We start from the raw sequence: 24454 nt of genomic DNA, 5'->3' as shown, positions 1-24454 counted from the left end.
TAGAATGGCAAATCCTTTTGAAAATGCGGATGGCACATATTTGGTGCTGGTCAATGAAGAAGGCCAATATTCCCTATGGCCGGGTTTTATAGATGTGCCGAGCGGCTGGACAGTCGTTCATGAGCAAAAAGGGCGTGAAGCTTGTTTGGACTATATCCAATCGCATTGGAGCGATATGAGGCCAAACAGCCTAAAGACTGTTGAAAATGTGTAATCTTATCAAAAAGAGACTGCTTGCCGCAGTCTCTTTTTCTATCTTACGCAGACGTTTGGGTATGATCACAATCTCTGACAGGGTTTCCGTTTTCATCGGTACACCAAGATTGGGATAAAAACGCTAAAAACACAGCGGCCCACTGATCTGCAAACTGAATCAGAATACCCCCGTCATGCCAAGAGCCGTTGTCTTTTTTCCAGCGGGTATCCATTGCATTCCCTTGATTCATATGGATATTGTGCATTCCGTTAGTCGGGGTAAAGCCGAATATTTTATCTGCAGCCTGTTCAGGGCCGAATTTTGAACCGAATATATAAACCGGCGTTTTCTCATCTTGTGCTTTCTTCATATAGGTTTCAATAAAATCATTTAAATCATTATCAGGTCCCGTGATTTCATGAGGCAAAGGCTTCATTTCCCGCGGGTCAAACAAATTGCCCCGCACATAATCCAGTGCCACTTCACGGTTTGCTTCATTGATCCTTGTATATCCATACGGCATGTTCGGAAGGATGGTAATTGAGCCCGAATCAAACTGATCGTCAGCCAAATACAATACTTCAGATTCCTCAGAACTGGACATCACATTGATGGCGCACCTGTAATACGTATTCTCTTCACCGAGCATTTTGACTTGGAAATGAGGACTGTCATCATCTGTTTCCCGCTTCATGTCTAATACTATGCCTTTTAACACGCCATATTGCTGAACAGCCATATGAATCCTCCTTTATGATCAACTTCATAGTCATAATTCGTGAAATGGTCTCTTTTTTCCTTTTAAAAAATAAAAAAGCCTGCAGAAATCTTTCTGCAAGCTTATTGTGAATTAAGCACCCGCCACAGATGATTCATCCTGTAAAGCTTTCTCGGCAGGAACATACTCATAGCCTAGATCTCTTGCTACAGCTTCATAGGTCACGTGTCCGTTTGCGGTGTTTAAACCCGCTCTCAGTGCCGTATTGTCTGCGAGCGCTTTTACTGCCCCTTTGTTCGCGATTTGCAGCGCGTATGGAACAGTAACGTTAGTCAGGGCGATTGTTGATGTACGAGGGACTGCGCCTGGCATGTTCGCTACAGCATAATGCACAACCCCGTGTTTTTCATATGTTGGCTGATCATGTGTTGTGATATGGTCGACAGTTTCGACGATGCCGCCTTGGTCGATCGCTACATCAACAATAACTGAACCGGGTTTCATTTGTTTTACCATTTCCTCAGTGACAAGAGTCGGAGCTTTAGCACCCGGAATTAATACCGCGCAAATGAGGAGATCCGCTTCCGCCACAGCATCAGCAATATTGACCGGATTAGAAATTAACGTTTTAATCTGATGGCCGAAGATGTCATCAAGCTGGCGCAAGCGGTCTGCGTTTAAGTCAATGATCGTCACATCTGCACCGAGGCCGACAGCCATTTTCGCCGCGTTTGTCCCGACAACGCCTCCTCCGATAATTGTTACTTTTCCGCGGGAAACGCCAGGCACCCCGGCAAGCAGAATGCCTTTTCCGCCTTTAGGCTTTTCTAAGAATTGAGCGCCGATTTGCGCTGCCATTCTGCCCGCAACCTCTGACATTGGCGTCAGAAGAGGCAATGTCCGGCCTTCACTGACCGTTTCATATGCGATGGCAGTTACTCCTTTATCCTTCAAGGCCTGTGCAAGCTCAGGCTCAGCTGCTAAATGAAGGTACGTAAACAGCACAAGTCCTTTGCGAAAATAAACATATTCTTCCGGCAGCGGTTCTTTTACTTTCATGACCATTTCGGCGTCCCAGACCTGCTTCGGATCAGCAATGATTTCCGCTCCTGCTGACTCATAGGCTTCATTTTCAAATCCGCTTCCAAGGCCCGCGCCTGTTTCAACCAGCACCCGGTGGCCGTTTGAAATGAGCTGAGAAACGCCCCCGGGTGTTAATGCGACACGGTTTTCATTGTTTTTTATCTCTTTAGGAACCCCTATGATCATATCTGTCTCCTCCTGTATATGTGATATTTTTAGTGTAGCTTGATATTTTGGAAAATTCTTTGTTTGATTAAGAAAATAAAAAAACATGGATTTGTGAAATTTCACAAATCCATGTGCCGAAGTTTGATATCTAAATAGATGGTGAATTTTTGATTCACATTTTTCAAATCAATTTCAGCGATCTGGCTGATCCGCTTGAGTCGGTAATTCAACGTATTAACGTGTATATTTAACAGCTTGGAAGCGGTATTCACGTTGCTGTCCGCTTCAATAAAGCGCTCTAGCGTCTCTACCATATTTGACTGGTGATCCCGGTCATATTGTTCCAGTTTGGAAAGCGAGTAATTATAATGGCCCGCCTGTTTCCGTTTTTCATTTAAGACATCTAAGTATTGATAAATGCCTAACTCAGAAAAGCTGAAAAGATGTTTGGTCTCTTCAGCGAACCGTTCCTTCGTTTTTAAGACGGACAATGCTTCCTGATAGGAGCGGGAGACAAAAGAAATAGAGTTGTATATTCCGCCAAAAGCGATAGAAACGTCTTCTATTTTATACCGCTCCTTCAGCTGTTTTTGCGTACTTAAAGCAAACTGTTTTAAATCTTGAAAAGGATGATCTGTTTTGGGTGAGGTTAATATAATAAGTTCATTGGAATCTACGGTCGCCAGCAGCACGTAAACCTGCTGGGTCGTTTCCTGTAAATATTGCAGCTGCTGTTCGATTTTTTCAGTCAGCTCGCCATTTATGCGGATGATCATAACGGAAAACTCTGAAGGAGCGGCCATTCCAAGCTTATGGAACCCATCCGCCATATCATCCTCCTGATGGATGTGTCCGGTCAGCATTTTCCAGAAAAATTCTTGGCTGCGTTCTTCATTTTTCGTTTTTCTGATTTGAAGTTTGAGAAGCTTGTTTTTCACTGCTTTTGCTGCCATTTGCAATGTCAGCAGATCTTCATCGGACAATGTTTTTTGGATCTCAAGCGCCCATATGAAGCCAAGTACTTGCTTGTTTTTCCAAATCGAAATAGCGACGCGATTGCTCAGCCCGACTTCATCGATTTGCTTGACTCTGATCGGCTGGTCCGTTTTTAAGAGAGCAGGAATTGTCCCGTCTTTCCACAGCTTGTTAATCACCTTCTCCGGTACCCTTCTGCCAATAATGGTAGACGTCCGGGCAGGGTCTGTGCAGTCGCTGTGTGTACTGTAGGCAAGCAGCTTGTGGTTAACATCCTCTATGGTGATCGGGCACCGCAGAACGTCGCTGATATGATCAGCCACATCTTCAAGTCTGTCAAAACTATATTTAAACGGATCATTCGGCATGGTCATAAATCTCCCTACTTTTCGTGCTTGATTTCTCTTTGACATCTCATCCCCTTCCTTTTATTATGATTGTTGTTGTTTGTGAAAATCAACAACAAAGAACAGAAGCAAAAAAACAATTTCATGAGAGAAACGTTCTATATACATTTGGCGGTGTAATCGCCTTTTTGCAGGACAGTATGCCTCATATAATACGACAGCTTATCCTATTAATCTTCTAAGAAAGTCATCGGAGGCAAGACTAATTAAGGAAAGAAAAAACTGAACCTTTCAGAAATGGTGCTGTAGCATCAAATTTTCTGAAAGGTTTTTTTTGGGAGTTGGAGCGTTATTTGGGTCTTTTGGATTATTCGGAGAATGAAGAGAAGATTAAGAAAATAAACCTATTTACTTTACATTATATGTCATTTTTAAGTGATTCGGGGTAAACCATTGGACTCATTTTGTAAAATTAAAACATATTTGTTTGACTATGCCGAAAAACTGTTTTTATAATAATGACGTTCTAAAAATAAGTGAATTAGCCCATATTTAGGCTGATGGCACAGGAGGTAATGAGGAATATGGCAGGATTAATTCGTGTCACACCCGAAGAGCTAAGAGCGATGGCGAAGCAATACGGCGTTGAAAGCCAAGAAGTATTAAATCAGGTTGATCGTTTAAACCGAATGATCTCTGATTTGAAAAGCATGTGGGAAGGTGCTTCAAGCGAAGCGTTCGCAGATCAATACGAGCAGCTCAAACCTTCATTTATCAAAATGTCAGATTTGCTTCAAGATGTGAATCAGCAGCTTGATCAAACAGCAAATACACTTGAGTCTACTGACCAAGACATCGCAAATCAAATCCGCGGATAACAGTATGAAAGGGAAGGAGCGCCTGATTCAAAAGAAGACGGCGCTCTTTCTATGTAAGGGTGATCCTAAATGTATATTGATATTACAATAGATTTGAAACATTATAACGGCAGTGTCTTTGATCTCAGATTGTCAGATTACCACCCGGTGAAAAAAGTAATTGATATTGCTTGGCAGGCCCAAAGCGTATCTATGCCTCCGCGCGAAGGGCACTGGATCAGAGTGGTGAACAAGGATAAGGTGTTTTCCGGAGAATGCAAGCTGTCTGATTGCGGCATTACAAACGGAGACCGGCTTGAAATATTATGAAAGGATCTGGTTGAATGTCAGGTAAACAAAAATCATATTTAGAAAACCAATTAGAAGCTGTTGCCGAGAAAACAGATGCCGGCTATACATTTACCTTTCAACGGGAAAAAATAAAGCTTCTCGACGGTCTTGAAGCTAACGTGATCAAAGATATAAATCCATTTTTTCATAAAGAAATCGATGTGACGGATGATGAAGTAATCATCACAATCCAACCTCCCTCCTCCTATAAAGCATTCCGCTTCATGAAAGCTAAGGATAAAAAAAGTAAATGGCAGTTTGCCTATCAGCTTGTTCAAGCCGTACAGCAGCACAATCTGTCGAGGCTGAATTTGATTGTCGCTCCTGAAAACATTGTATTCGATAAAGGGCTTACGCCTTATTTTCTCCATTATGGAGTAAAAGAAAGCATTCCTCCTTACGAGCGTGATGAGGAAAGAGTATGGCAGGAGCTGAAAGCGGCAGCGGCTTTGGCAGTTGACGGCGCTTTTGCGTTTGAAGACTACCTGAAATTCAATGAAACGCTGACGTTCTCCGCAGAGGCAAAGGCGATATTAGATGCTGAATCCTATGATGATTTGCTCGAGCTGATTCAAACCCATATTGATGAGCTCGAAGCCAAAGCAAAAACATACATACATATCCCGAGAAAGAAGTGGAACATCCAGCGATATATCGGCCTGGGGCTCATTGTTTTGCTTGTACCGGCACTTATTTATTCGATGTACGCCTTATTTTTCGCGCAGCCAAAGCACCAAGCGATAGTGGACAGCAACCGTGCGTTCTTAAACAAGCAGTACAGTGAAGTCATCAGCACACTGTCCAAGTACGATGCGGAAAGCCTGCCTGAATCGGTGCAGTATCAGCTGGCGACGTCCTATGTTGAGGTCGAAAACCTGGGGAGTGCAAAAACCAAAAATATAGAAAATAACTTAGTCACCCTTCAATCAGACCCTCAGCATTTCTTATATTGGATTGATTATGGTCGAGGAGAATACAAAGAAGCGATCAGTATCGGCCGTAAGCTGGAATACAATGATTATATTTACTTTGCCCTAGCTAAATATAAACAGCAGCTTTTATCTGAGGATACAAATGATGAAGACATACAAAAAGAACTTGACTCAGTAAATAGTGAGCTTGAAAAAGCGCAAAAAGAACGTCAAGAAAATAAACAGTCTAATTCTGAAACATCGTTAGTCGATACAAGCGAAGAACAGACACAAACAGACGAAGAAAAACAAGCAGAAGAGAAAGCGGCAGAAGAAAAAGCCGCAGCCGAGGAAAAAGCGAAAAAAGAAGAACAGAAGAAAAAAGAAGACGAGAAAAAAGAAACAGAAAAGAAAGATGAGAAAAAAGATGACAAATAACGTGAGACATGAAGCGCAGGTCATCGCATGCTGCCATTCGGCCGTAAGGGGGTTCGCCATTTGAGTCTATTATGGGTTTTTTACCAAAATAACGTTCAAAAATTAAATCTGTCTAACCTCCCGTCGTCTCATCCGGTGACCATAGGGCCTGATGTGAAGGATTCTGTTACGATCAGCACCATTCCATTTAATAGCGGAGTGGTTTCTCTTAAAAGAAAGGAATCCGGCGGCCAATACGAAGTTTTCCTGGGAAATGATTGTCTCGGCACGATTGAGGCGGATATATCATTTACTCTCCAAACGGATCAGCAGGATATACGCTTGATATTGACGGGCAGTGATCCTGAGAAATCCGTTTATTTTACGGGAAATCGGGATGAAATTGTATGTTCCTCAGAAAAAACGAATGCAGATATTTATCTGAATCCGCAAGATTTTGCATTTGCAGAACAAAGCACGTTTTCTTTGCTTCGTGCAGGCGGCAGCTGGTCGGTCCGCCCTGAAAGCGGAACGATATTCTTGAACGGAGAGAAAATCAACGCCAATACGCCGCTCAAGCCGGGGGATGAAATATTCTGGAACTTCACGCAAATGAGGGTGACGGAACAAGACCTTTTAGAAATTGTTCATTATGCCCAGTTTGAAACAGCGTTAACAGAAACGGTCAAACCGAGTACAGAGATGCAGAAAAAATATCCGCAGTACAGAAGAACGCCGCGGATGGTATACGATCTGCCGGATGACCGCGTTTCTTTCAGTTTTCCCTCTCAGGAGAGCGATCAAACCAACAGAGGGCTGTGGCTCGTCATCCTGCCTCCGCTTGTGATGCTGATCGTGATGGGCGTAGTTGCCATCATCCAGCCGCGCGGCATATTTATACTCGTTTCTTTGGCGATGTTTATGATGACTCTCATTACCTCGACAGTGCAATATTTCCGGGATAAAAACCAGCGGAAAAAACGCGAGGAAAAACGGGAGCGTGTATATAAGCTTTACTTAGACAATAAGCGGAAAGAGCTTCAGGCACTTGCTGAAAAGCAAAAGCAGGTTCTTGAATTTCACTTTCCTTCATTTGAACAAATGAAATACTTAACAAGTGAAATCAGTGACCGGATCTGGGAAAAATCACTTGAAAGCAAGGATTATCTCCAGCTGCGGCTTGGGACGGGAACAGTTCCGTCAAGCTATGAAATCAATATGAGCGGCGGAGACTTGGCGAATCGTGATATCGATGACCTCATGGAGAAATCGCAGCACATGCAGCGCGTCTATAAAGATATCCGCAATGCGCCGGTGACGGTCGATTTGGCAGAAGGTCCGATGGGGCTTGTCGGTAAATCGCAAATTGTGAAAAATGAGATTCACCAGTTGATCGGACAGCTGTCGTTCTTTAACAGCTATCACGATTTGCGTTTTGTATTTATTTTTCATGAAGAAGAGTATAAAGACTGGGAGTGGATGAAGTGGCTTCCGCAATTTCAAATGCCCCATATTTATGCAAAAGGATTTATTTATAATGAGCAAACCCGAGATCAGCTCCTGTCTTCACTTTACGAATTGATCAGAGAGCGTGATCTCGAAGATGACAAAGAAAAACTGCAGTTCAAACCGCATTTTGTATTTGTCATCACGAATCAGCAGCTGATCTCTGAGCATGTCATTCTCGAATATTTAGAAGGACAGCATGAGCATCTGGGCATCTCGACAATTGTCGCGGCGGAAACAAAGGAAAGCTTGTCGGAAAACATTACAACTCTTGTCCGCTACATCAATGAGCATGAAGGCGACATTTTAATACAAAAGAAAAAAGCGGTAAGAATTCCGTTCCGTCTCGATCATCATCAGCGTGAGGACAACGAACGGTTTTCACGCACACTGCGGACGCTGAACCACCAGGTCGGCATTACGAATTCCATTCCGGAAACGGTATCGTTCCTGGAGCTTTTTCATGCGAAGGAAGTAAAAGAAATCGGCATTCAGCAAAGATGGCTGACAAGTGAATCGTCGAAGTCGCTGTCAGTGCCGATCGGCTATAAAGGGAAAGATGACATTGTGTATCTGAACCTTCACGAAAAAGCACACGGTCCGCACGGCTTGCTTGCGGGGACAACGGGATCAGGGAAAAGTGAATTTCTCCAGACCTACATCTTGTCACTTGCAGTGCATTTTCATCCGCATGAAGCGGCTTTCTTACTAATTGACTATAAAGGCGGAGGAATGGCGCAGCCGTTCCGCAACATTCCCCACCTCCTCGGCACGATCACAAATATTGAAGGAAGCAAAAACTTCAGTATGCGTGCGCTTGCTTCCATTAAAAGCGAGCTGAAAAAAAGGCAGCGCCTGTTTGACCAGTATCAAGTCAATCACATCAATGACTATACAAAGCTATACAAGCAAGGGAAAGCAGAAGTGGCGATGCCTCACTTGTTCTTAATTTCTGATGAGTTTGCCGAGCTGAAAAGCGAGGAGCCTGATTTTATCAGGGAGCTTGTCAGTGCCGCGCGTATCGGACGAAGCCTCGGAGTTCATTTGATTTTGGCGACACAGAAGCCAGGCGGCATCATCGACGACCAGATCTGGAGTAACTCGCGCTTTAAAGTAGCGCTCAAGGTCCAGGATGCCACCGACAGTAAAGAAATTTTGAAAAACAGCGATGCCGCAAACATTACCGTAACAGGCCGCGGCTATTTGCAGGTCGGAAACAATGAAGTGTATGAGCTGTTCCAATCTGCATGGAGCGGGGCGCCTTACTTAGAGGAAGTCTACGGTACCGAGGATGAAATCGCGATCGTTACAGATACGGGTCTGATCCCGCTTTCTGAGGTTGATACCGAAGATAACGCGAAAAAAGACGTTCAAACCGAAATCGAAGCTGTAGTTGACGAAATTGAACGCATCCAAGATGAAATGGGAATCGAGAAGCTGCCAAGCCCTTGGCTGCCGCCGCTTGCGGACCGTATTCCGCGCACTCTTTTCCCTTCAAACGAAAAAGACCATTTCCACTTTGCGTATGTCGATGAACCTGATCTGCAAAGACAGGCGCCAATTGTTTATAAGATGATGGAAGATGGAAATATCGGCATCTTCGGCTCTTCGGGCTACGGAAAATCGATTACAGCCGCAACGTTCCTGATGAGCTTTGCGGACGTATACACACCTGAAGAGCTTCATGTCTATATCTTTGATTTCGGAAACGGAACGCTGCTGCCATTAGCGAAGCTCCCGCATACCGCGGATTACTTCCTGATGGACCAGTCAAGAAAAATTGAAAAGTTCATGATTCGCATCAAAGAAGAAATTGACCGCCGTAAACGTTTGTTCCGGGAAAAAGAAATCAGCCACATCAAAATGTACAATGCGCTGAGCGAAGAAGAGCTTCCATTCATTTTTATCACCATTGACAACTTTGACATTGTCAAGGATGAGATGCATGAGCTTGAATCGGAATTTGTCCAGCTTTCCAGAGACGGACAAAGCTTGGGTATCTACTTTATGCTGACAGCAACGCGGGTGAATGCTGTCCGCCAGTCATTGTTAAATAACTTGAAAACAAAGGTTGTCCATTATCTCATGGATCAATCAGAAGGATATTCCATTTACGGCCGTCCGAAATTCAATCTTGAGCCGATTCCGGGACGCGTCATCATTCAAAAGGAAGAGCTTTATTTCGCGCAAATGTTCCTGCCTGTTGACGCCGATGATGATATCGGCATGTTCAACGAGCTGAAATCAGACGTACAGAAACTTCAAGGGCGATTTGCTTCAATGGAGCAGCCGGCACCGATTCCGATGCTGCCTGAGAGCTTGTCTACGAGAGAATTTTCTCTCCGCTTCAAGCTGGAACGCAAGCCTTTATCTGTACCGATCGGGCTTCATGAAGAAACAGTCAGCCCAGTCTATTTTGATTTAGGCAAGCATAAGCACTGCCTGATTTTAGGCCAGACTCAGCGCGGGAAAACAAACGTCTTAAAAGTCATGCTCGAACATCTGATTGATGATGAAACTGAAATGATCGGCCTGTTTGACTCAATTGACCGCGGCTTATCTCATTATGCGAAGGAATCAGATGTTTCATATTTGGAAACGAAAGAAGATATTGAGCAGTGGATTGAAACAGCAGAAGACATTTTCAAAACTAGAGAGGCCATGTATGTGGAAGCCGTCCGCCAAGGAGACGCGCAAAATCTGCGATTCTCACAAGTGGTGCTGATGATTGACGGGATAACGAGATTCCAGCAGACGATTGATACGAGAATACAAGACCGTCTCGCTAACTTCATGAAATCATACGCTCATCTTGGGTTCAGCTTTATCCCGGGCGGAAATCACAGCGAATTTTCAAAAGGCTATGACTCCTTGACGACTGAGATGAAGCAAATCCGCCACGCGATTCTGCTGATGAAAAAGTCTGAGCAAAATGTCATTCCTCTCCCGTACCAAAGACAGGAGCCTGAGATTCAGCCGGGCTTCGGATATGTTGTGGAAAACGGGAAGGAGCAAAAAGTTCAAATTCCTTTATGTTCTGCTGAAAGGGAGAGTGCTAGATGACAGAACAACGAAAAAGCTTGATCAAGTTAATATCCGCCGTCATCATCATTTTGCTGCTGCCGGTGTTGTTTTTCCGATTTATCGGAGACGACCCAACGAAAAAAGCAGTCAATTCCACCCGGCAAATCGCGGTGGTGAATGAAGACACAGGCGTATTGAGTGATGAGGTAAAGTCTGATGAAGAGGACAAATCCGCCCAGTTCGGCAAGGAAGTAGCGGCCGTTCTGGGTGAACGTCCTGATTATTCGTGGACGGTCGTAAACCGAAGCGCGGCCGAGACCGGTCTCGCTTCAAAGAAATATGATGCGATCGTCTACATTCCCTCAGACTTCTCAAAAAACATTTTGAGCTATGACAAAGACCATCCTCAAAAAGCAACGCTCGAATTCAGCATTCAAGATAACCTGAATGCGGTTAACAAAGAAAAAGTTCAGCGGGAGCTTGAGGATGCCCAAAAGACAATGAACAAAAAAATGTCGGCCTTATACTGGAATTTTGTTTCGCAAAAAGTGGACAACATCAGAGGAGAATTTGACAAGATCGTCAATAAAGAATCTGAATTCCAGAATGTCATGTACAACTTTTACAAACCAAGCTCTAATGATTTAGCAGGTGAAATCAAACAGCAAAAAGACTTAATCGATGAGCTGAAGAAATCAATGAATGAAGCGCAAGGCACGACAAAAGAAAAAGCTTCTACGGCGGAGGAAGCCAAAAACACGCTGAAAGAATTCATTGATACAGTTGAAAGGTACAAAGAATATCAAGAGAATCAGAAAAAGCTGCTTTTGGCAGCCCAGGATTCAACACAGCAGCAAATCCGGACAGGTCTGGATGCCATCCAGGCACAGCAAAAGGCGAATCAGTTCAGCGAACGCATGAGCGGATTGGCAACCGGGATCGGCCAAGCGAAGACACAGCTCGGACAAACCAATAATGTGCTGGCAAACGCCCAGCAAATTAGGGAAGGCCAAGTGTCCCAACAGGAACTTGGCATGGCAAAAATCCAAAGTAATTTAATCGATCAATATCAGGCCGCATCAAGACAGGCTGCACTAAATCAGGTGTACCAATTGCTTGTCCCGGCACGTCAGGCATTGACAGTTGCGAAAGGGGACGACCCAGTCATAGACGATGGCTCTGACAACAATGATAAAGATAAAGACCCGAAAGAAGAAAATCCTGAAGAACTGAAAATCGATCTTGAAAAACAGCGTGAAGAACTGAAAAATATCGCTGCTGATATTCAGGATATTTCAGACAATCTGAAGGAGCCTGAAAAAGAGGATCCAACACCGGAGGACCCGGGTACTGAACCAGACGATCCGTCCACTGATAATCCAGAAAAACCTGATGACGGGGGCAGTACAAAGCCCGATGATACACAGGGCGACACAGGGAACGACAATAACAGCAGTGATACCGGTAATGACGGACAAACGGACGGCAGTACTCAGGATCAAGACCAGCAGAAGGGAACAGACGGTCAGGAGCAGAACGGCGATGCGTCAGACAGCGGAAAAACTGAAACGGGCACATCTGCCGAACAGACTGCTTCATCTGACTCAGCCCTTCAATTTATCAAGCTGGCAAATGAAGGCGGTACCGGAGATTCAGGAGATACCGGTAGCGGCGAAGATACGACGGAGCCTGGGGACCAAGATCAACCAGGAAACGGCGACATTTCTGATATCGCCAAAGCAAAGGAACAGCTCAGCAAAGCGTCAGAACGAATTAAGCAAATCGAAGAAGAGCTGAAGGAAAAAGAAAATACACATAATGAAGCACTGAAGAAGAAGCTTCAAGAATTGAAAGAGCAAATGGACGGTCTAAATGATGAAATAGATGATCTCAAAGACCAAGTGAAAACACTCGATGATAATCTCAAAAGACTCGAAGCGAAACGGAAGCGGGAGTTTGAAGGGATTTACAGTGCGATTCGCGAGCTTGAAAATAAAGATCAGCTTCAATTTTCAGGAGAAATCAATACAGAAAGCATCTCCGCTTTAATGAGATACTATAAATATCTATCTGTTTATGATTCTGTATTATCCGGTACGATTGACAGTGCTGCAAAAGCCGGCGCTATTGACGGCCAGCAGGGCAACGTCAAATCAGTCCTGGCTCTCACACCTGAAGAATCAGCAAGCTGGGAAGCTCTCAAAAACAACACGATGCAAACAGATGAGGATATTAACAGCTTCATCGACGGAATGACCAAGTTTGCGGACGACTACAGCGGCTTTATCCGTGACTCTCAAGCAGGTGTTCTCGACGAACTGACGAAAATCTCTGAAAGTGCCGTAAAAGCGTCAGAACAGCTTGTAACGGGCGCAACACAGGAATCTGCGACGTTCAGCAACGATGGGCTGTCTGGCACCATGGCACTGAGTGTCCAAGATACGGTCGGCCAGGAAGTGCTGCAAATGTCAGACATGATGGGTTCATTGTCTGATCGCCAGTCAGGCATCATTGATTACACAACCAACATGCAGCAAAGCGTCAATGATGTTCAAGCGAAAGCCGACACCTTAAACAACAACTGGGGGAAAAATGTAGCCTCCACGAAACTCGTGCGAAATGACGTATACGGCATACTCGGAAATACATTAGTAGACGGGCAAAACAATGGCTATGTATATGATTACTTAGCGAATCCGCTTAAAATCAGCGGAGAGGTTCCGGAAGAAAAAATTCAGACGGTACCTCCGGTTGTCATCCTTGTCATTGTGTTGATCAGCAGTCTGTTAATCGGCTATTTCAGCTCGTATTACCAAAACGCACCGCTTCTCGTCAAAGGAGCGTTATTCGGAATTCTGAATATCCTTGTCGGACTTATGATCAGCTTGTTCGGCTTGAATATTTATTCATTGCCGGACGATCAGACGATTAAGTGGTCGGTGTTTACGATTCTATTGCTGGTCGCAAGCTCTGCCTTCATCCGGACGGCATTCAGATTCGGATCAATCCCTGGCTGGGTTGCTTCAGCAGCAATGATCCTATTCTATGTCGCACCGCTTATTGATTTGATCATGCCGAACTTTACATTTGAAGATCCGGTTTCGAAAGTATATATCGACATCCAGTACGGTACTGGGCACTTGTTTACAATGGGAATAACAGTTCTGCTGATCATTACGGTGATTGCCGTGGCTCTGCCGCTGATTATCCGGTTGATGGCTGAACACACAGCAGAAAGCGATGAAACGTATGAAGCGTGATCGCAGCATGGAAAAGGGGATCATGATTTGTATGCTCTCCTTTTCCCTTTTCATACCCTCTGCAGCGGCTGCCCAAACTGAAGAAAATACAGATGTCGCGCCAAACCAGTATGAGAAAAAAGACATCGAAATCGATACGAATTATTTGCATGAAGATACCTACTATGAAGAAAAAACAGAACTGCCTGAGGAACAAAAGGATATCACTTTTGATAAACCGAAGGACAAGGACGCCGAGCTGATAAAAGATTTGTTTACATCAACAAATGCCGAGGATTCCAACACGATTGCGGCCCAGTCGAAACAGCTTGGAATTACTTTTGCTGAAAAACCAATGACAAAGACATCATCAACGGAAACAGAAGATGAACAAGAAACATCATCATTGCTGCTGCCGATGATCTATGTCGTACTGATCCTGCTCGGAATTGCAGGCATCGTGTTCCTCATCCCAAAAGTCACAGCGCAGGAAAACAAGAAGGCGTAGGCCGCGTGCTTGTGTTGTGTAAAAGAGGTGCCGTACAATAATAACGGAAAAGGAGGTTTCCAATGGAACTTTATATCATCACCGGAGCGTCAAAAGGGCTGGGTCAAGCCATTGCATTACAGGCTTTAGAAAAGGGGCATGAAGTCCATGCCTTATCCAGAACGAAAACAGATGTCTCTCACAAAAAACTAACGCAGCATCAAATAGACCTCATCAATCTCGAAGAAGCTGAACAGCAATTTGAAACATTGCTCTCATCCATCGATTCAGATCGTTATTCTGGTATTACCCTTATTAATAACGCCGGAATGGTAACGCCGATCAAACGTGCCGGCGAAGCGTCTCTTGACGAGCTTCAGCGCCATTATCAGCTGAACCTGACTGCGCCCGTGCTTTTGAGTCAGCTGTTTACAAAACGGTTTGCTTCATACAGCGGCAAAAAGACGGTTGTCAACATTACTTCAGGAGCCGCCAAAAATCCATATAAGGGATGGAGCGCGTATTGCAGTTCAAAAGCCGGGCTCGACATGTTTACGAGGACATTCGGATTTGAACAGGAGGATGAAGAGCTGCCGGTGAACATGATTTCGTTCTCACCTGGAGTGATGGACACTGAGATGCAGGCCGTCATCCGTTCTTCATCGAAAAAGGATTTCCACCACATTGAACGATTCCGGAAATTAAATGAAACAGGAAGCCTTCGCAGTCCGGACTTTATTGCCGGCACGCTGCTTTCTTTACTAGAAAAAGGGACGGAAAACGGCCGCATTTATGATATTAAAGAGTTTTTGTAGAGCAGATATTTTCTGCTCTTTTTTTTATACAAAAGGCTGCAGCCAGCGCATTTTATTGAACAGCCGCATATACTGACTGAAACGTTGCTTTTAGGGTATAACAATGATGATAAGAAGATCAAAATGATGTGACATAAGAATTGAGTTTCTCTGCAAATGTTAGGATTCTAAAAATATCTAAAGGAGGGGTTTCCATGAGAAAGGTTACATTAATGGATGTTTTCACCCATCCAATTGCACAAAAATATCTTCAGCGTTCCGGCGTGGCACATGCGATTGCCTGCGCTTATCATGCATACAGGCTGTCTGTGAAGGCTGACATTAATCCTGATTTAGCAGCAAAAGCGGCACTGCTTCATGACATTGGCCATTATGAATGGTATACAGACGGAAAGTGGGATTATGAGAAATACAAAAGAAATGACATTCATGCCATTAAAGGGGCGGAACGGGCGCATAAACTTCTGATTCGGCTTGGCGAGGAACCGAAAGCAGCAAAAGAGATTGCACTAGCCATTTTGCTTCATACAGATTCCTATTTGCCTGAAGGCGAATTAGATAAAAACACACTGCAGCAGATTGTCAAAAAAGCGGACGAACTGGATGAAGAGCCGGGCGGCCACCATCATTACCGCCAAATTGATCCTTCAACCGCACGAAAAAAAATAGAAAAGCTGGACCAATTAATCGACCAAGCCCAGGCATCCGTGATAAAGCCTGTATAAGTACGGAACAGCGCCAGCTTTCTTCGCTGTCTCCGCTTCATCGATACTTCCTTTACACCCGCCTCCAAACGTATTCTCCTAAAATCTCCGCACCCCTTTGTTTTATCAGGTAAGCCTGTGTCATTATCCATAAGCGCGGCATAAGCTGAGATAAAACACACAAAGGGGATAAAAGTATGGTCAACCAAGGTAGTCCGCAACTGGTCTCTTTAGTCGATCCTTATGTCTATCAGACCATTAAAAAGCTCATCGGCTCAAGGTTCGTTATACAGACAGTACGAGATACGGTCAGAGGCAGACTGATCGATGTAAAACCTGACCATATCACAATTGAAGGAGCCCGAAATTCTGTTTGTTTGATCAGAATCCAGCACATGATTTCCGTCACCCCAGATTACAGTGAGCGGGTCTAACAGTGCTTGCGCATGAAAAATAGGCGTACAACAGGACGTCCTATTTTTCAGTTAAGCGCTGTAAAAACGCACTATGATACATTGTTCCATCAAGGTCAAAGCCGGCAAATTCCTGATAGTCACCATCTGAAAAACAGAAAGTGACACGGTACACCGTATAGCAGGAACGGACTGAAGCATGCTGGCAGACCCGAAAATGATAACCGTCTGAATCTTTTACATACAGCCGGGATTTCCCGGCAAATGGGGCACAGAGGTGTGCTGCCTCACCAAAACATTCGAATCCGGCGATTTTGCCATCTTGGCTGATATCCAGCAGGAGACAATCATTGACTCTGAGCTCCTCAGTCCGTACATTCCTGTTCTTTTTCGGAGGAAGAACATAGATATAAGCCAGTTCTGAATCTGTATCGTATGTCACGGCCTTCATCACCAACACTCCTTTCATTATATTAAGAGTTCTGATATGAGTTCATTTTTGTTACAATGATGGGGTATAAGTTCTTTTATCTGACAGACAAAGAAAAACTAGGAGGAACAAAGCTTGTTGAAATCAAAAGTCCATTTTTGGACATTGCAGATTTTATTTGTTTTGCTGATTATTTTTGTAGCAACAAAAGTTTCATTTGTATTTCAGCCGTTTATTGTTTTTATCTCGACATTGTTTTTCCCGATGCTAATTGCGGGAATTTTGTATTTCATATTTAATCCGGTCGTCCGCCTGCTTGAGAAAAAAATTCCGCGGACATTATCCATTCTATTGATCTATTTACTGTTTATCGGTTTGCTTGCCTTTATTTCAGCGTCAGTCGGACCTATCATCACCGCACAGGTGACAGGGCTGTTTAACAACCTTCCTGATTATATAAAACAGATTCAGGCGCTGACAAAGGATTTGTCCCATTCTCAATGGTTTACCTGGATGATGAACCAGGATTATGTATCGATATCAAAAATTGAACAGTCATTGACAAGTTTTCTCCAAAACCTGCCGCAAAATATCACGTCCAGTTTATCTGCGGTGTTTGGTGTCGTGACAAACATCACGCTTGTTATTATTACTGTTCCATTTATCCTTTTTTACATGCTGAAAGACGGACACCGCTTTCCGCATTTGGCAGTAAAAATTCTACCGGCTTCTTATCGGACAGAAGGCTTAAAGATTTTTAAAGATTTATCCGATACGCTTGCGGCATATTTCCAGGGGCAGCTGTTAATCTGTCTTTTTGTCGGAACAGCGTGTTTTATCGGCTATTTAATTGCCGGACTGCCGTATGCCCTGATTCTTGGGATTGTCATGGCGATTACCAATATCATTCCCTATGTCGGGCCTTTTCTCGGTGCCGCGCCGGCTGTCATTGTCGGTTTTATGGACTCGCCGGCCAAAGCGCTGTTTGCGATTATTGTGGTCGTCATCGTTCAGCAGCTGGACGGAAACCTGCTGTCTCCTCTTGTGATCGGAAAGCGGCTGAATACCCATCCGCTTACGATTATTTTGCTATTAATCGGAGCGGGAAGCTTCGGCGGAATTCTCGGCATGATTTTAGCGGTGCCGGTTTATGCGGTAGTGAAGGCGTTCTTCCTGAATATTGTCCGCTTGATCAAGCTGCGCCAGCGGTCACGACTCGAGGAAAACGCAAAGCCAGCTGAATAGGCGGGCACCATTATCGGCTCCTTGCATATGATGCTGTAAATCAATGCGGAGGTGGGGAAATGCCTGCAATTGTGGGGCCGATTTATATCATGTCAGTTACGGATAATGCCGCGGCAAGCTTTGGAGACGTATTTGCGATTTCGCCCAAAAGCGTCGCTCATTCAGGGGCGGGGTCAGGCACATTTCAGCTTGGTGATTTTGTGAAGATTAACAACCAAACGAGTAAAACTCTCTTCAAAGATGCCGATATCACTGATGAAACAGTTTCGTTTAACGGGTAACAGCCTTTTCACAAGAGGCTGTTGCTTTTTTATTGTATAATATGGGTAGTCTTTGAATAGAGAGGTCATGTTATGAAAATCAGAAAAGCAAATATCAATACGCAAACCGGAATGATCACGGACGTGTATCTGCATGAAAACAGAAAAGAACTGCGCACGCTTGTAGCGGTACCGCAGCTGGAGTGGAGCACGATCATTTCCTATGAAGAAGATAAAGCAACTCTGCCTGAACGGCTGGAAGCGTCGTTGCGCCGGCATACAGAGGAAATCCCTGCTGGTGAGCTGGCCAAAAAAATCATTCATTGGGTAACAGAAATGTAAACGGCGCTTGAAAGTTTAGCTCCTGCCTGATCAGGTGATAATGAAGACAAACAAGACGGGAGGACAGGCTTTTGAGTGAAGATAAAATGGATCTCTATTTGCAGCAAGGAATGTATGGGCCTTTGGAGACAAAGCCTGACGAGCGCCACTTGTTTTTAGGTTCTCTAAGAGAAAGAGTCGTTTTGGCACTGACGAAAGGACAGGTGCTTAGAAGCAAACCGTATAAAGAGGCGGAGCACGAGCTGAAAAACAGCCATAACGTCACCCTTTTGATTAATGGAGAGCTTCAGTATCAGTCTTACTCTCCTTATATCCAAATGGCGAACCGGTACGGAGTGCCCTTCAAGATTGTATCTGATCTTCAGTTTCATACGCCTTTAGGCATCGTCATTGCGGCTGACATCGCTGTGAATCGTGAATTGATATATATTCAGGACGACATTTATAATCGGTCAGTGCTGAAATCTTAAGAGACAAACGGACCGTTTGTCTTTTTGTTCATGGCATTTCACTTACAACTGGAGATAAGATATAATGTTCTCATACTGATGGCGGGGAGGCCGGCTATGAAAAAAGCACTTATTTGTATTGATTATACGAATGATTTTGTGGCGAGTGACGGAAAATTGACCTGCGGGGAGCCCGGCAGAATGATTGAAGAGGCGATCGTCAATTTAACTGAAGAATTCATCACAAACGGTGATTACGTCGTATTAGCAGTAGATTCTCATGATGAAGGGGATCAATATCACCCTGAAACCCGTCTTTTTCCTCCGCATAATATAAAAGGCACGGAAGGAAAAGATCTGTACGGAAAGCTTTTGCCTCTATATCAGAAACATGAACATGAGCCTAATGTTTACTACATGGAAAAAACGAGATATTCTGCTTTTGCGGGAACTGATTTAGAGCTCAAACTCAGAGAGCGGCAGATTGGCGAACTGCACCTTGCCGGTGTCTGCACAGATATTTGTGTGTTGCATACAGCTGTTGACGCATACAACAAAGGTTTTCGGATTGTTGTGCATAAACAAGCTGTCGCCAGCTTTAATCAGGAGGGGCACGCATGGGCTCTTTCCCATTTTGCAAACAGCATCGGAGCGCAAGTGGCAGAGTAAGGAAGGGGAAAAACAGTGTTAGAGTACGGATTTAAAGATGACAGCCTGTCATTACATACAGACCTTTATCAGATCAATATGGCGGAAACGTACTGGAGAGACGGCATTCATGAAAAGAAAGCGATTTTTGAGCTGTTTTTCAGAAGGCTTCCGTTTGAAAATGGCTATGCCGTATTTGCGGGCTTGGAAAAAGCCATTGAATACTTGGAAAATTTCAAGTTTACGGATAGCGATTTGAGTTATTTACAGGATGAACTCGGGTATCATGAAGATTTTATTGAATATTTGCGCGGCTTATCTTTTACAGGTTCACTTTACTCCATGAAAGAAGGAGAGCTCGTTTTTAACAATGAGCCGATTATGAGGGTGGAGGCACCCCTGGTAGAAGCGCAGCTGATTGAAACAGCTTTGCTCAACATTGTGAACTATCAAACATTAATCGCAACAAAGGCTGCCCGGATTAAAGGCGTCATTGGTGATGAAGTTGCGCTTGAATTCGGAACAAGACGGGCGCACGAAATGGATGCGGCCATGTGGGGAGCAAGAGCAGCCTTAATCGGCGGCTTTAGCGCGACAAGCAATGTAAGAGCCGGAAAGCGCTTTAATATCCCGGTTTCCGGCACACATGCGCATGCGCTTGTGCAGGCTTACCGCGATGAATATACAGCTTTCAAAAAATACGCGGAAACACATAAGGACTGCGTCTTCTTAGTTGACACGTATGACACGCTTCGTTCAGGCATGCCAAACGCGATTAGGGTTGCCAAGGAATTCGGCGACCGCATTAATTTCATTGGCATCCGTCTGGACAGCGGCGATTTGGCGTACCTGTCAAAAAAAGCCCGGAAAATGCTTGATGAAGCAGGATTTACAGATGCGAAGGTGATTGCTTCAAGCGATTTGGATGAGCACACCATTATGAATTTAAAGGCTCAGGGAGCGCGCATTGATGTCTGGGGTGTCGGTACGAAGCTGATCACTGCCTATGACCAGCCGGCTCTCGGCGCAGTTTATAAACTCGTTGCCATTGAAGAAGACGGGAAAATGGTCGACACGATCAAAATTTCGTCCAATCCTGAAAAAGTGACGACACCGGGCAGAAAGAAAGTCTACCGCATTATTAATCAGTCCAACCATCATTCTGAAGGCGACTATATTGCGCTTTATGATGAGCAGGTGAATGATCAGAAGCGGCTCAGAATGTTCCACCCGGTTCATACATTCATCAGCAAATTTGTCACGAATTTTTATGCGAAGGATCTTCATGAGCTGATTTTTGAGAAGGGTATTCTTTGCTACCAAAATCCTGAGATTTCAGACATACAGCAGTATGTGCAGGATAACCTCAGCCTGCTTTGGGAGGAATATAAGAGAATCAGCAAGCCGGAGGAATACCCGGTTGATTTAAGCGAGGACTGCTGGAGCAATAAAATGCAGCGGATCCACGAAGTGAAAAGCAGAATTGAAGAAGAGCTTGAGGAAGAATAAAGAAAAACTGGCCTTTCGTTCGCGAAGGGCCAGTTTTCTTTATGTATATATTATTTTTCATGTTTAGACAATTTTCGTCAAATTATTTGATATACTTAGGGGTGAAAGCCGCGCGTATTGTAAGGGGGATAAATCAATGAGGGTGTTTGTTGCAAGACAGCCTATTTTTAATAGAAAAGAACAGGTTGTTGCTTATGAACTGCTGTATAGAGAAAGCGAAGAGAACGTGTATAGTGCTAAAGACGGCGATCAGGCAACAACAGATTTGGTGATCAACAGCTTTTTAAACATCGGAATTGAGAAGCTGACGGAAGGGAAACGCTGTTTTGTTAATTTTACGGAAAGCCTGATGTTTTCGAATCTTCCCACCTCCTTCAATCCGAAACAGCTTGTCATTGAAATCCTTGAAGATATACCGATCACGCCGGCCCTCATTTCTAGATGCAAAGAATTGAAAAAAATGGGGTATATGCTGGCGCTTGATGATTTTTATGCAATAAACCCGCAAGATGAGGACTTACTGGAAAAACTCATGAGCTATATTGATATATTGAAAATTGATTTTCTCAAAACAACACGAATGGAACGCAGAACAATTTTGCAAACCTACGGCTGCCGCAGCCTGATTTTTTTAGCGGAAAAAGTAGAGACCCGAAAAGAATATAAACAGGCGGTCCAAGACGGCTTTCAATTATTCCAAGGCTACTTTTTCAGCGAGCCGCGCATCATCAGCGGGCATGACCTATCGACTCATTTCTATTCTTACTATGAACTGCTTAACGAACTGAGCAAAGAGCAGCCTAACATAAAGCGTGTGACAGAGTACATAGAGCGGGATTTATCACTGTCCTATCAAATTTTAAAATTTTTAAACTCATCCCACAGCCGTTTGAGCCAGAAAATTGAAAGCATTCAACAGGCCATTATGCTGCTGGGATTTAATGAAATCAAACGGTGGATATATATTCTTTCCTTTAAGGATTTAAGCAGGAAAGGGCATTCCAGCAAGCACGAAATCATTAAGATTTCTTTGATAAGAGCAAAGCTTTGCGAACTGCTGGCGAGAAAGACATCCCGGCCGCAGCCTGCTTCTTATATGCTGATCGGAATGTTTTCTCTCATAGACACCCTCCTGCATAGAGAAATAGAGGAAATTGTTCAAGAATTGCCTTTAAAAGATGAAGTCGGGCAAGCATTATTAGGCCATCAAAACGACTACTACCAAATGCTTGAGCTTGTGAAATTAATTGAAAGCAACAACTGGGACACTTGCTCAGAATTAGGCAATCAACTCGACAAAGAAGAAGCGTATGAATGTTATCTTGAGGCTCTGGAATGGTGTCATAATCTTATGGACGCAAAATGATTGCGGTCCTCTGACCACCGCAAAGCAAGAATGATTCGGCTTTGCGTTCCGATAAGGCTGATATAGATGCCGTCGGGATTAAAGACCGTATCCACTTCATGCCGGACGCCCATTTGTTTGATCAGGCGCTTGATGGTTTGTTTATCGGACTGCTCGGCTGCCGTCAGAATGCGGCGCGAGAGCTCCCGCGAGCCCGCAATGCGGCCGAGAACGAGCTGGGCATCCGCAAATATCCCTGCGGCCTGCTTCGCTGAACGGATAAAGGTATCAATATTGTTGGCAGGAGCGGGCAGACGGCGTACCTCATACGGATACACGTAAAACCAGGGATAACGATATCTCATGGGAGCACCTCACAAAAAAAGGATGTTTCTATATGTATAGATCCCTAATTGCCGAATATGACAAAGCGAAAAGGCCACAACTTTAGCGTTGCGGTCTTTTTCGGTGTTTGTCGGTCAGGAAACGCCAAGAATCGCATATTCAATTTTGAAAATACGGTATGAAGGACTATAGTCTTGCTTAGTGAAAATGCGAAACCCGTTAAAATCAAGGAGATTAAGAATCTTTCTCAATTTCAGCACATATAAACGCTCTTTCACATAGAAAGATAGTCCTGTTCTTGTTGTGATTCCTTTGAGTATAAGGACCTATTGAGATTTGCGGTGTCACGCAGGACTTTTTTGCATACTTTTCGGTGAAAAATGAGCCGAAAGCAGATACACTATTAGTAACAGATCAAATACCTAGGACTCGTTCACCATACACAATTCATTGATCTTTCAAAAAAAGGAGTGTGGAAACGATGGAAAAGAAACTTGAAGAAGTAAAACAATTGTTATTCCGACTCGAACTTGATATTAAAGAAACGACAGATTCATTACGAAACATTAACAAAAGCATTGATCAACTCGATAAATACAATTATGCAATGAAAATTTCGTGAAAAAGACTTGGAAACAAGTCTTTTTTTTCGTTCTACCGATACAATAAATGGATAAAGTATTATATGATTGTTAAAAAACGAAAAACCTGCTGTCCTTTAAATGTCCCATTTAGTAAAATGGAATGGGAGGGGGGAAGTCGTTATTGAGCAGATATGTTTAGATTCTGTCCGGATCAAGGAGAAAATGAAGGAGATTGTGGATGAAAATATTTTAAATGAGGACTTAAAAGTGAAGCTCATTTCTTTTATCAAAGAAAAAAAACAATTTTCATTTGCAGAACTGGCTTATTACCATTACATAGCATTTGATGGAAAAAACGACAAAGCAATTGAGTTATTGGCGTCAGGTATAGAACTTTTAATTTTATCTGCGGACATTTTTGACGATATTGAGGATAAGGACAATCTTCAGGCTTCTTGGATGAAATTAGATCCTTCTATAGCAACTAACGCAGCTACCGCACTTTATACATTAAGTCTGCAAGTAATAGGTTCAGTCTCAAATCATCCAAAACTTTTAAGCCTTACTTTGCAATATTCACTCCAATCTTTACAAGGACAACATGTAGATTTGAATTTAACAGCCTCATCAGAATCAGAGTATATTGAAATGATTAAACTTAAGTCGGGTTCTCTGGTAACATTGCCCAGTATTCTTGGTGTATATCTGGCAACTGGAGAATATAATGAAACAGTTGAGGAGTATTCACGTTATTTAGGTATAGTCGAGCAAATTGCAAATGATCACTATGGACTTTATTACCCTAACTATAATGACTTCAAAACTAGACATACGCTTGCCTTCAATTATCTTAAAAATAAATTTAACCAATCATCAATTGACTTATTAAATTTTTATGCGCAAGAAAATCATATGATAAATAATTTGGAAGATTTGAAGGGAAAGTTAAGAGAATCAGGTGTAATACAATATTTGAATGTTATAAAAAATTTAGCAGTGGAAAATTTTAAGGAATCATTCAAAAAACTGAGATTAGATGAACAAAGAAAAAATAAATTACTTATTCAATTATTAAGGGGGATTTAA

Annotated in this window: 25 protein-coding genes; 19 read left to right on the top strand and 6 right to left on the bottom strand. The window is 43.5% G+C overall.

Features of this window, described 5'->3' with window-relative positions; translation table 11 throughout:
• Nucleotides 1-4 precede the first annotated feature (4 nt).
• On the top strand, nucleotides 5-214 hold the full coding sequence (locus bslm_RS15655; RefSeq protein WP_003243183.1) for an MbtH family protein: 210 nt from the start codon (nucleotides 5-7) through the stop codon (nucleotides 212-214).
• Nucleotides 215-257: 43 nt separating this feature from the next.
• On the opposite strand, the gene bslm_RS15650 is transcribed toward bslm_RS15655, so the two are convergent.
• From bslm_RS15650 to adeR, 3 genes are all read right to left on the bottom strand, one after another.
• Nucleotides 258-935 carry a YukJ family protein gene (locus bslm_RS15650; protein ID WP_003242737.1) on the bottom strand — a complete coding sequence of 226 codons (678 nt, stop codon included), beginning with the start codon at nucleotides 933-935 and terminating at the stop codon, nucleotides 258-260.
• 111 nt (nucleotides 936-1046) lie between these two features.
• Nucleotides 1047-2183, bottom strand: coding sequence for an alanine dehydrogenase (gene ald / locus bslm_RS15645; RefSeq protein WP_003243280.1), 1137 nt, complete (start codon nucleotides 2181-2183; stop codon nucleotides 1047-1049).
• A gap of 101 nt (nucleotides 2184-2284) precedes the next feature.
• Entirely contained in the window at nucleotides 2285-3553 is a 1269-nt protein-coding gene (gene adeR, locus bslm_RS15640; RefSeq protein ID WP_010886604.1) for a sporulation transcriptional activator AdeR, read from the bottom strand.
• A 518-nt stretch (nucleotides 3554-4071) separates the two neighbouring features.
• On the opposite strand from adeR, the gene bslm_RS15635 reads away from it, so the two are divergent.
• From bslm_RS15635 to bslm_RS15595, 9 genes are all read left to right on the top strand, one after another.
• Nucleotides 4072-4365 carry a WXG100 family type VII secretion target gene (locus bslm_RS15635; protein WP_003220661.1) on the top strand — a complete coding sequence of 98 codons (294 nt, stop codon included), beginning with the start codon at nucleotides 4072-4074 and terminating at the stop codon, nucleotides 4363-4365.
• 69 nt (nucleotides 4366-4434) lie between these two features.
• On the top strand, nucleotides 4435-4674 hold the full coding sequence (yukD, locus tag bslm_RS15630) for an ESX secretion system protein YukD (RefSeq protein ID WP_003228763.1): 240 nt from the start codon (nucleotides 4435-4437) through the stop codon (nucleotides 4672-4674).
• Between the two features lie 14 nt (nucleotides 4675-4688).
• Entirely contained in the window at nucleotides 4689-6044 is a 1356-nt protein-coding gene (essB, locus tag bslm_RS15625) for a type VII secretion protein EssB (protein WP_024573120.1), read from the top strand.
• Between the two features lie 60 nt (nucleotides 6045-6104).
• Nucleotides 6105-10592 carry a type VII secretion protein EssC gene (gene essC / locus bslm_RS15620; protein WP_046381303.1) on the top strand — a complete coding sequence of 1496 codons (4488 nt, stop codon included), beginning with the start codon at nucleotides 6105-6107 and terminating at the stop codon, nucleotides 10590-10592.
• Nucleotides 10589-13813: a type VII secretion protein EsaA gene (esaA, locus tag bslm_RS15615; RefSeq protein WP_046381302.1), complete on the top strand. Its 3225-nt coding sequence runs from the start codon at nucleotides 10589-10591 to the stop codon at nucleotides 13811-13813. Before essC ends, esaA begins: the two co-directional genes overlap by 4 nt.
• A gap of 31 nt (nucleotides 13814-13844) precedes the next feature.
• Nucleotides 13845-14300, top strand: a complete 456-nt coding sequence (gene essA, locus bslm_RS15610) for a type VII secretion protein EssA (RefSeq protein ID WP_010886603.1) — start codon at nucleotides 13845-13847, stop codon at nucleotides 14298-14300.
• Between the two features lie 62 nt (nucleotides 14301-14362).
• Entirely contained in the window at nucleotides 14363-15094 is a 732-nt protein-coding gene (locus tag bslm_RS15605) for a (S)-benzoin forming benzil reductase (protein ID WP_003244421.1), read from the top strand.
• Nucleotides 15095-15288: 194 nt separating this feature from the next.
• Entirely contained in the window at nucleotides 15289-15819 is a 531-nt protein-coding gene (locus bslm_RS15600) for an HD domain-containing protein (RefSeq protein ID WP_003244444.1), read from the top strand.
• 176 nt (nucleotides 15820-15995) lie between these two features.
• Entirely contained in the window at nucleotides 15996-16232 is a 237-nt protein-coding gene (locus bslm_RS15595; RefSeq protein ID WP_003220677.1) for a YuzF family protein, read from the top strand.
• A gap of 40 nt (nucleotides 16233-16272) precedes the next feature.
• On the opposite strand, the gene bslm_RS15590 is transcribed toward bslm_RS15595, so the two are convergent.
• Complete coding sequence (locus bslm_RS15590) at nucleotides 16273-16662, bottom strand: DUF2283 domain-containing protein (protein WP_003243066.1); 390 nt, start codon at nucleotides 16660-16662, stop codon at nucleotides 16273-16275.
• 114 nt (nucleotides 16663-16776) lie between these two features.
• Between bslm_RS15590 and bslm_RS15585 the strand changes: the two genes are divergently transcribed.
• From bslm_RS15585 to pdeH, 7 genes are all read left to right on the top strand, one after another.
• Nucleotides 16777-17886, top strand: coding sequence for an AI-2E family transporter (locus bslm_RS15585; RefSeq protein ID WP_003243652.1), 1110 nt, complete (start codon nucleotides 16777-16779; stop codon nucleotides 17884-17886).
• Nucleotides 17887-17945: 59 nt separating this feature from the next.
• Nucleotides 17946-18167, top strand: a complete 222-nt coding sequence (locus bslm_RS15580) for a spore germination protein (RefSeq protein ID WP_003242933.1) — start codon at nucleotides 17946-17948, stop codon at nucleotides 18165-18167.
• Nucleotides 18168-18239: 72 nt separating this feature from the next.
• On the top strand, nucleotides 18240-18488 hold the full coding sequence (locus tag bslm_RS15575) for a YueH family protein (protein WP_021480501.1): 249 nt from the start codon (nucleotides 18240-18242) through the stop codon (nucleotides 18486-18488).
• A 71-nt stretch (nucleotides 18489-18559) separates the two neighbouring features.
• A complete protein-coding gene (locus bslm_RS15570) occupies nucleotides 18560-18958 on the top strand; it encodes a YueI family protein (protein WP_015251331.1) in 399 nt (132 codons plus the stop codon).
• Nucleotides 18959-19054: 96 nt separating this feature from the next.
• Nucleotides 19055-19606, top strand: coding sequence for a cysteine hydrolase family protein (locus bslm_RS15565; protein ID WP_014477836.1), 552 nt, complete (start codon nucleotides 19055-19057; stop codon nucleotides 19604-19606).
• Nucleotides 19607-19621: 15 nt separating this feature from the next.
• The gene (locus tag bslm_RS15560) at nucleotides 19622-21094 is read left to right on the top strand and encodes a nicotinate phosphoribosyltransferase (protein WP_003228788.1); all 1473 of its coding nucleotides are present in this window, start codon (nucleotides 19622-19624) and stop codon (nucleotides 21092-21094) included.
• A gap of 136 nt (nucleotides 21095-21230) precedes the next feature.
• Nucleotides 21231-22460, top strand: coding sequence for a cyclic di-GMP phosphodiesterase (gene pdeH, locus bslm_RS15555; protein ID WP_046381301.1), 1230 nt, complete (start codon nucleotides 21231-21233; stop codon nucleotides 22458-22460).
• On the opposite strand, the gene bslm_RS15550 is transcribed toward pdeH, so the two are convergent.
• Nucleotides 22436-22804, bottom strand: coding sequence for a YuzC family spore coat inner layer protein (locus bslm_RS15550; RefSeq protein WP_046381300.1), 369 nt, complete (start codon nucleotides 22802-22804; stop codon nucleotides 22436-22438). The genes pdeH and bslm_RS15550 overlap by 25 nt on opposite strands.
• 114 nt (nucleotides 22805-22918) lie before the next feature.
• The gene (locus bslm_RS21445) at nucleotides 22919-23044 is read right to left on the bottom strand and encodes a hypothetical protein (RefSeq protein ID WP_003228793.1); all 126 of its coding nucleotides are present in this window, start codon (nucleotides 23042-23044) and stop codon (nucleotides 22919-22921) included.
• Between the two features lie 221 nt (nucleotides 23045-23265).
• On the opposite strand from bslm_RS21445, the gene degQ reads away from it, so the two are divergent.
• Together degQ and bslm_RS15540 are read left to right on the top strand one after the other, a co-directional pair.
• Complete coding sequence (gene degQ / locus bslm_RS15545; protein ID WP_003220708.1) at nucleotides 23266-23406, top strand: degradation enzyme regulation protein DegQ; 141 nt, start codon at nucleotides 23266-23268, stop codon at nucleotides 23404-23406.
• 184 nt (nucleotides 23407-23590) lie between these two features.
• On the top strand, nucleotides 23591-24454 hold the full coding sequence (locus bslm_RS15540; protein WP_014480705.1) for a polyprenyl synthetase family protein: 864 nt from the start codon (nucleotides 23591-23593) through the stop codon (nucleotides 24452-24454).

Origin of the sequence: Bacillus sp. LM 4-2 (assembly GCF_000978495.1) — a bacterium.
In the GTDB taxonomy this organism is placed as follows: Bacteria; Bacillota; Bacilli; order Bacillales; family Bacillaceae; genus Bacillus; species Bacillus subtilis.
The sequence above is the reverse complement of the archived record's forward strand: the minus strand, read 5'-3'. Positions and strand labels throughout refer to the sequence as shown.

What these genes read in the sequence shown, in the direction of transcription:
- bslm_RS15575 (WP_021480501.1), top strand. Translation starts at nt 18,240, where the DNA reads ATGAAAATCAGAAAAGCAAATATCAATACGCAAACCGGAATGATCACG.
- essB (WP_024573120.1), top strand. Translation starts at nt 4,689, where the DNA reads ATGTCAGGTAAACAAAAATCATATTTAGAAAACCAATTAGAAGCTGTT.
- yukD (WP_003228763.1), top strand. Translation starts at nt 4,435, where the DNA reads ATGTATATTGATATTACAATAGATTTGAAACATTATAACGGCAGTGTC.
- bslm_RS15655 (WP_003243183.1), top strand. Translation starts at nt 5, where the DNA reads ATGGCAAATCCTTTTGAAAATGCGGATGGCACATATTTGGTGCTGGTC.
- adeR (WP_010886604.1), bottom strand. Translation starts at nt 3,553, where the DNA reads ATGTCAAAGAGAAATCAAGCACGAAAAGTAGGGAGATTTATGACCATG.
- bslm_RS15550 (WP_046381300.1), bottom strand. Translation starts at nt 22,804, where the DNA reads ATGAGATATCGTTATCCCTGGTTTTACGTGTATCCGTATGAGGTACGC.
- bslm_RS15635 (WP_003220661.1), top strand. Translation starts at nt 4,072, where the DNA reads ATGGCAGGATTAATTCGTGTCACACCCGAAGAGCTAAGAGCGATGGCG.
- bslm_RS15650 (WP_003242737.1), bottom strand. Translation starts at nt 935, where the DNA reads ATGGCTGTTCAGCAATATGGCGTGTTAAAAGGCATAGTATTAGACATG.
- bslm_RS15540 (WP_014480705.1), top strand. Translation starts at nt 23,591, where the DNA reads ATGAAGGAGATTGTGGATGAAAATATTTTAAATGAGGACTTAAAAGTG.
- bslm_RS15605 (WP_003244421.1), top strand. Translation starts at nt 14,363, where the DNA reads ATGGAACTTTATATCATCACCGGAGCGTCAAAAGGGCTGGGTCAAGCC.
- pdeH (WP_046381301.1), top strand. Translation starts at nt 21,231, where the DNA reads ATGAGGGTGTTTGTTGCAAGACAGCCTATTTTTAATAGAAAAGAACAG.
- degQ (WP_003220708.1), top strand. Translation starts at nt 23,266, where the DNA reads ATGGAAAAGAAACTTGAAGAAGTAAAACAATTGTTATTCCGACTCGAA.
- bslm_RS15580 (WP_003242933.1), top strand. Translation starts at nt 17,946, where the DNA reads ATGCCTGCAATTGTGGGGCCGATTTATATCATGTCAGTTACGGATAAT.
- esaA (WP_046381302.1), top strand. Translation starts at nt 10,589, where the DNA reads ATGACAGAACAACGAAAAAGCTTGATCAAGTTAATATCCGCCGTCATC.
- bslm_RS15595 (WP_003220677.1), top strand. Translation starts at nt 15,996, where the DNA reads ATGGTCAACCAAGGTAGTCCGCAACTGGTCTCTTTAGTCGATCCTTAT.
- bslm_RS15590 (WP_003243066.1), bottom strand. Translation starts at nt 16,662, where the DNA reads ATGAAGGCCGTGACATACGATACAGATTCAGAACTGGCTTATATCTAT.
- essA (WP_010886603.1), top strand. Translation starts at nt 13,845, where the DNA reads ATGCTCTCCTTTTCCCTTTTCATACCCTCTGCAGCGGCTGCCCAAACT.
- ald (WP_003243280.1), bottom strand. Translation starts at nt 2,183, where the DNA reads ATGATCATAGGGGTTCCTAAAGAGATAAAAAACAATGAAAACCGTGTC.
- bslm_RS15600 (WP_003244444.1), top strand. Translation starts at nt 15,289, where the DNA reads ATGAGAAAGGTTACATTAATGGATGTTTTCACCCATCCAATTGCACAA.
- bslm_RS15565 (WP_014477836.1), top strand. Translation starts at nt 19,055, where the DNA reads ATGAAAAAAGCACTTATTTGTATTGATTATACGAATGATTTTGTGGCG.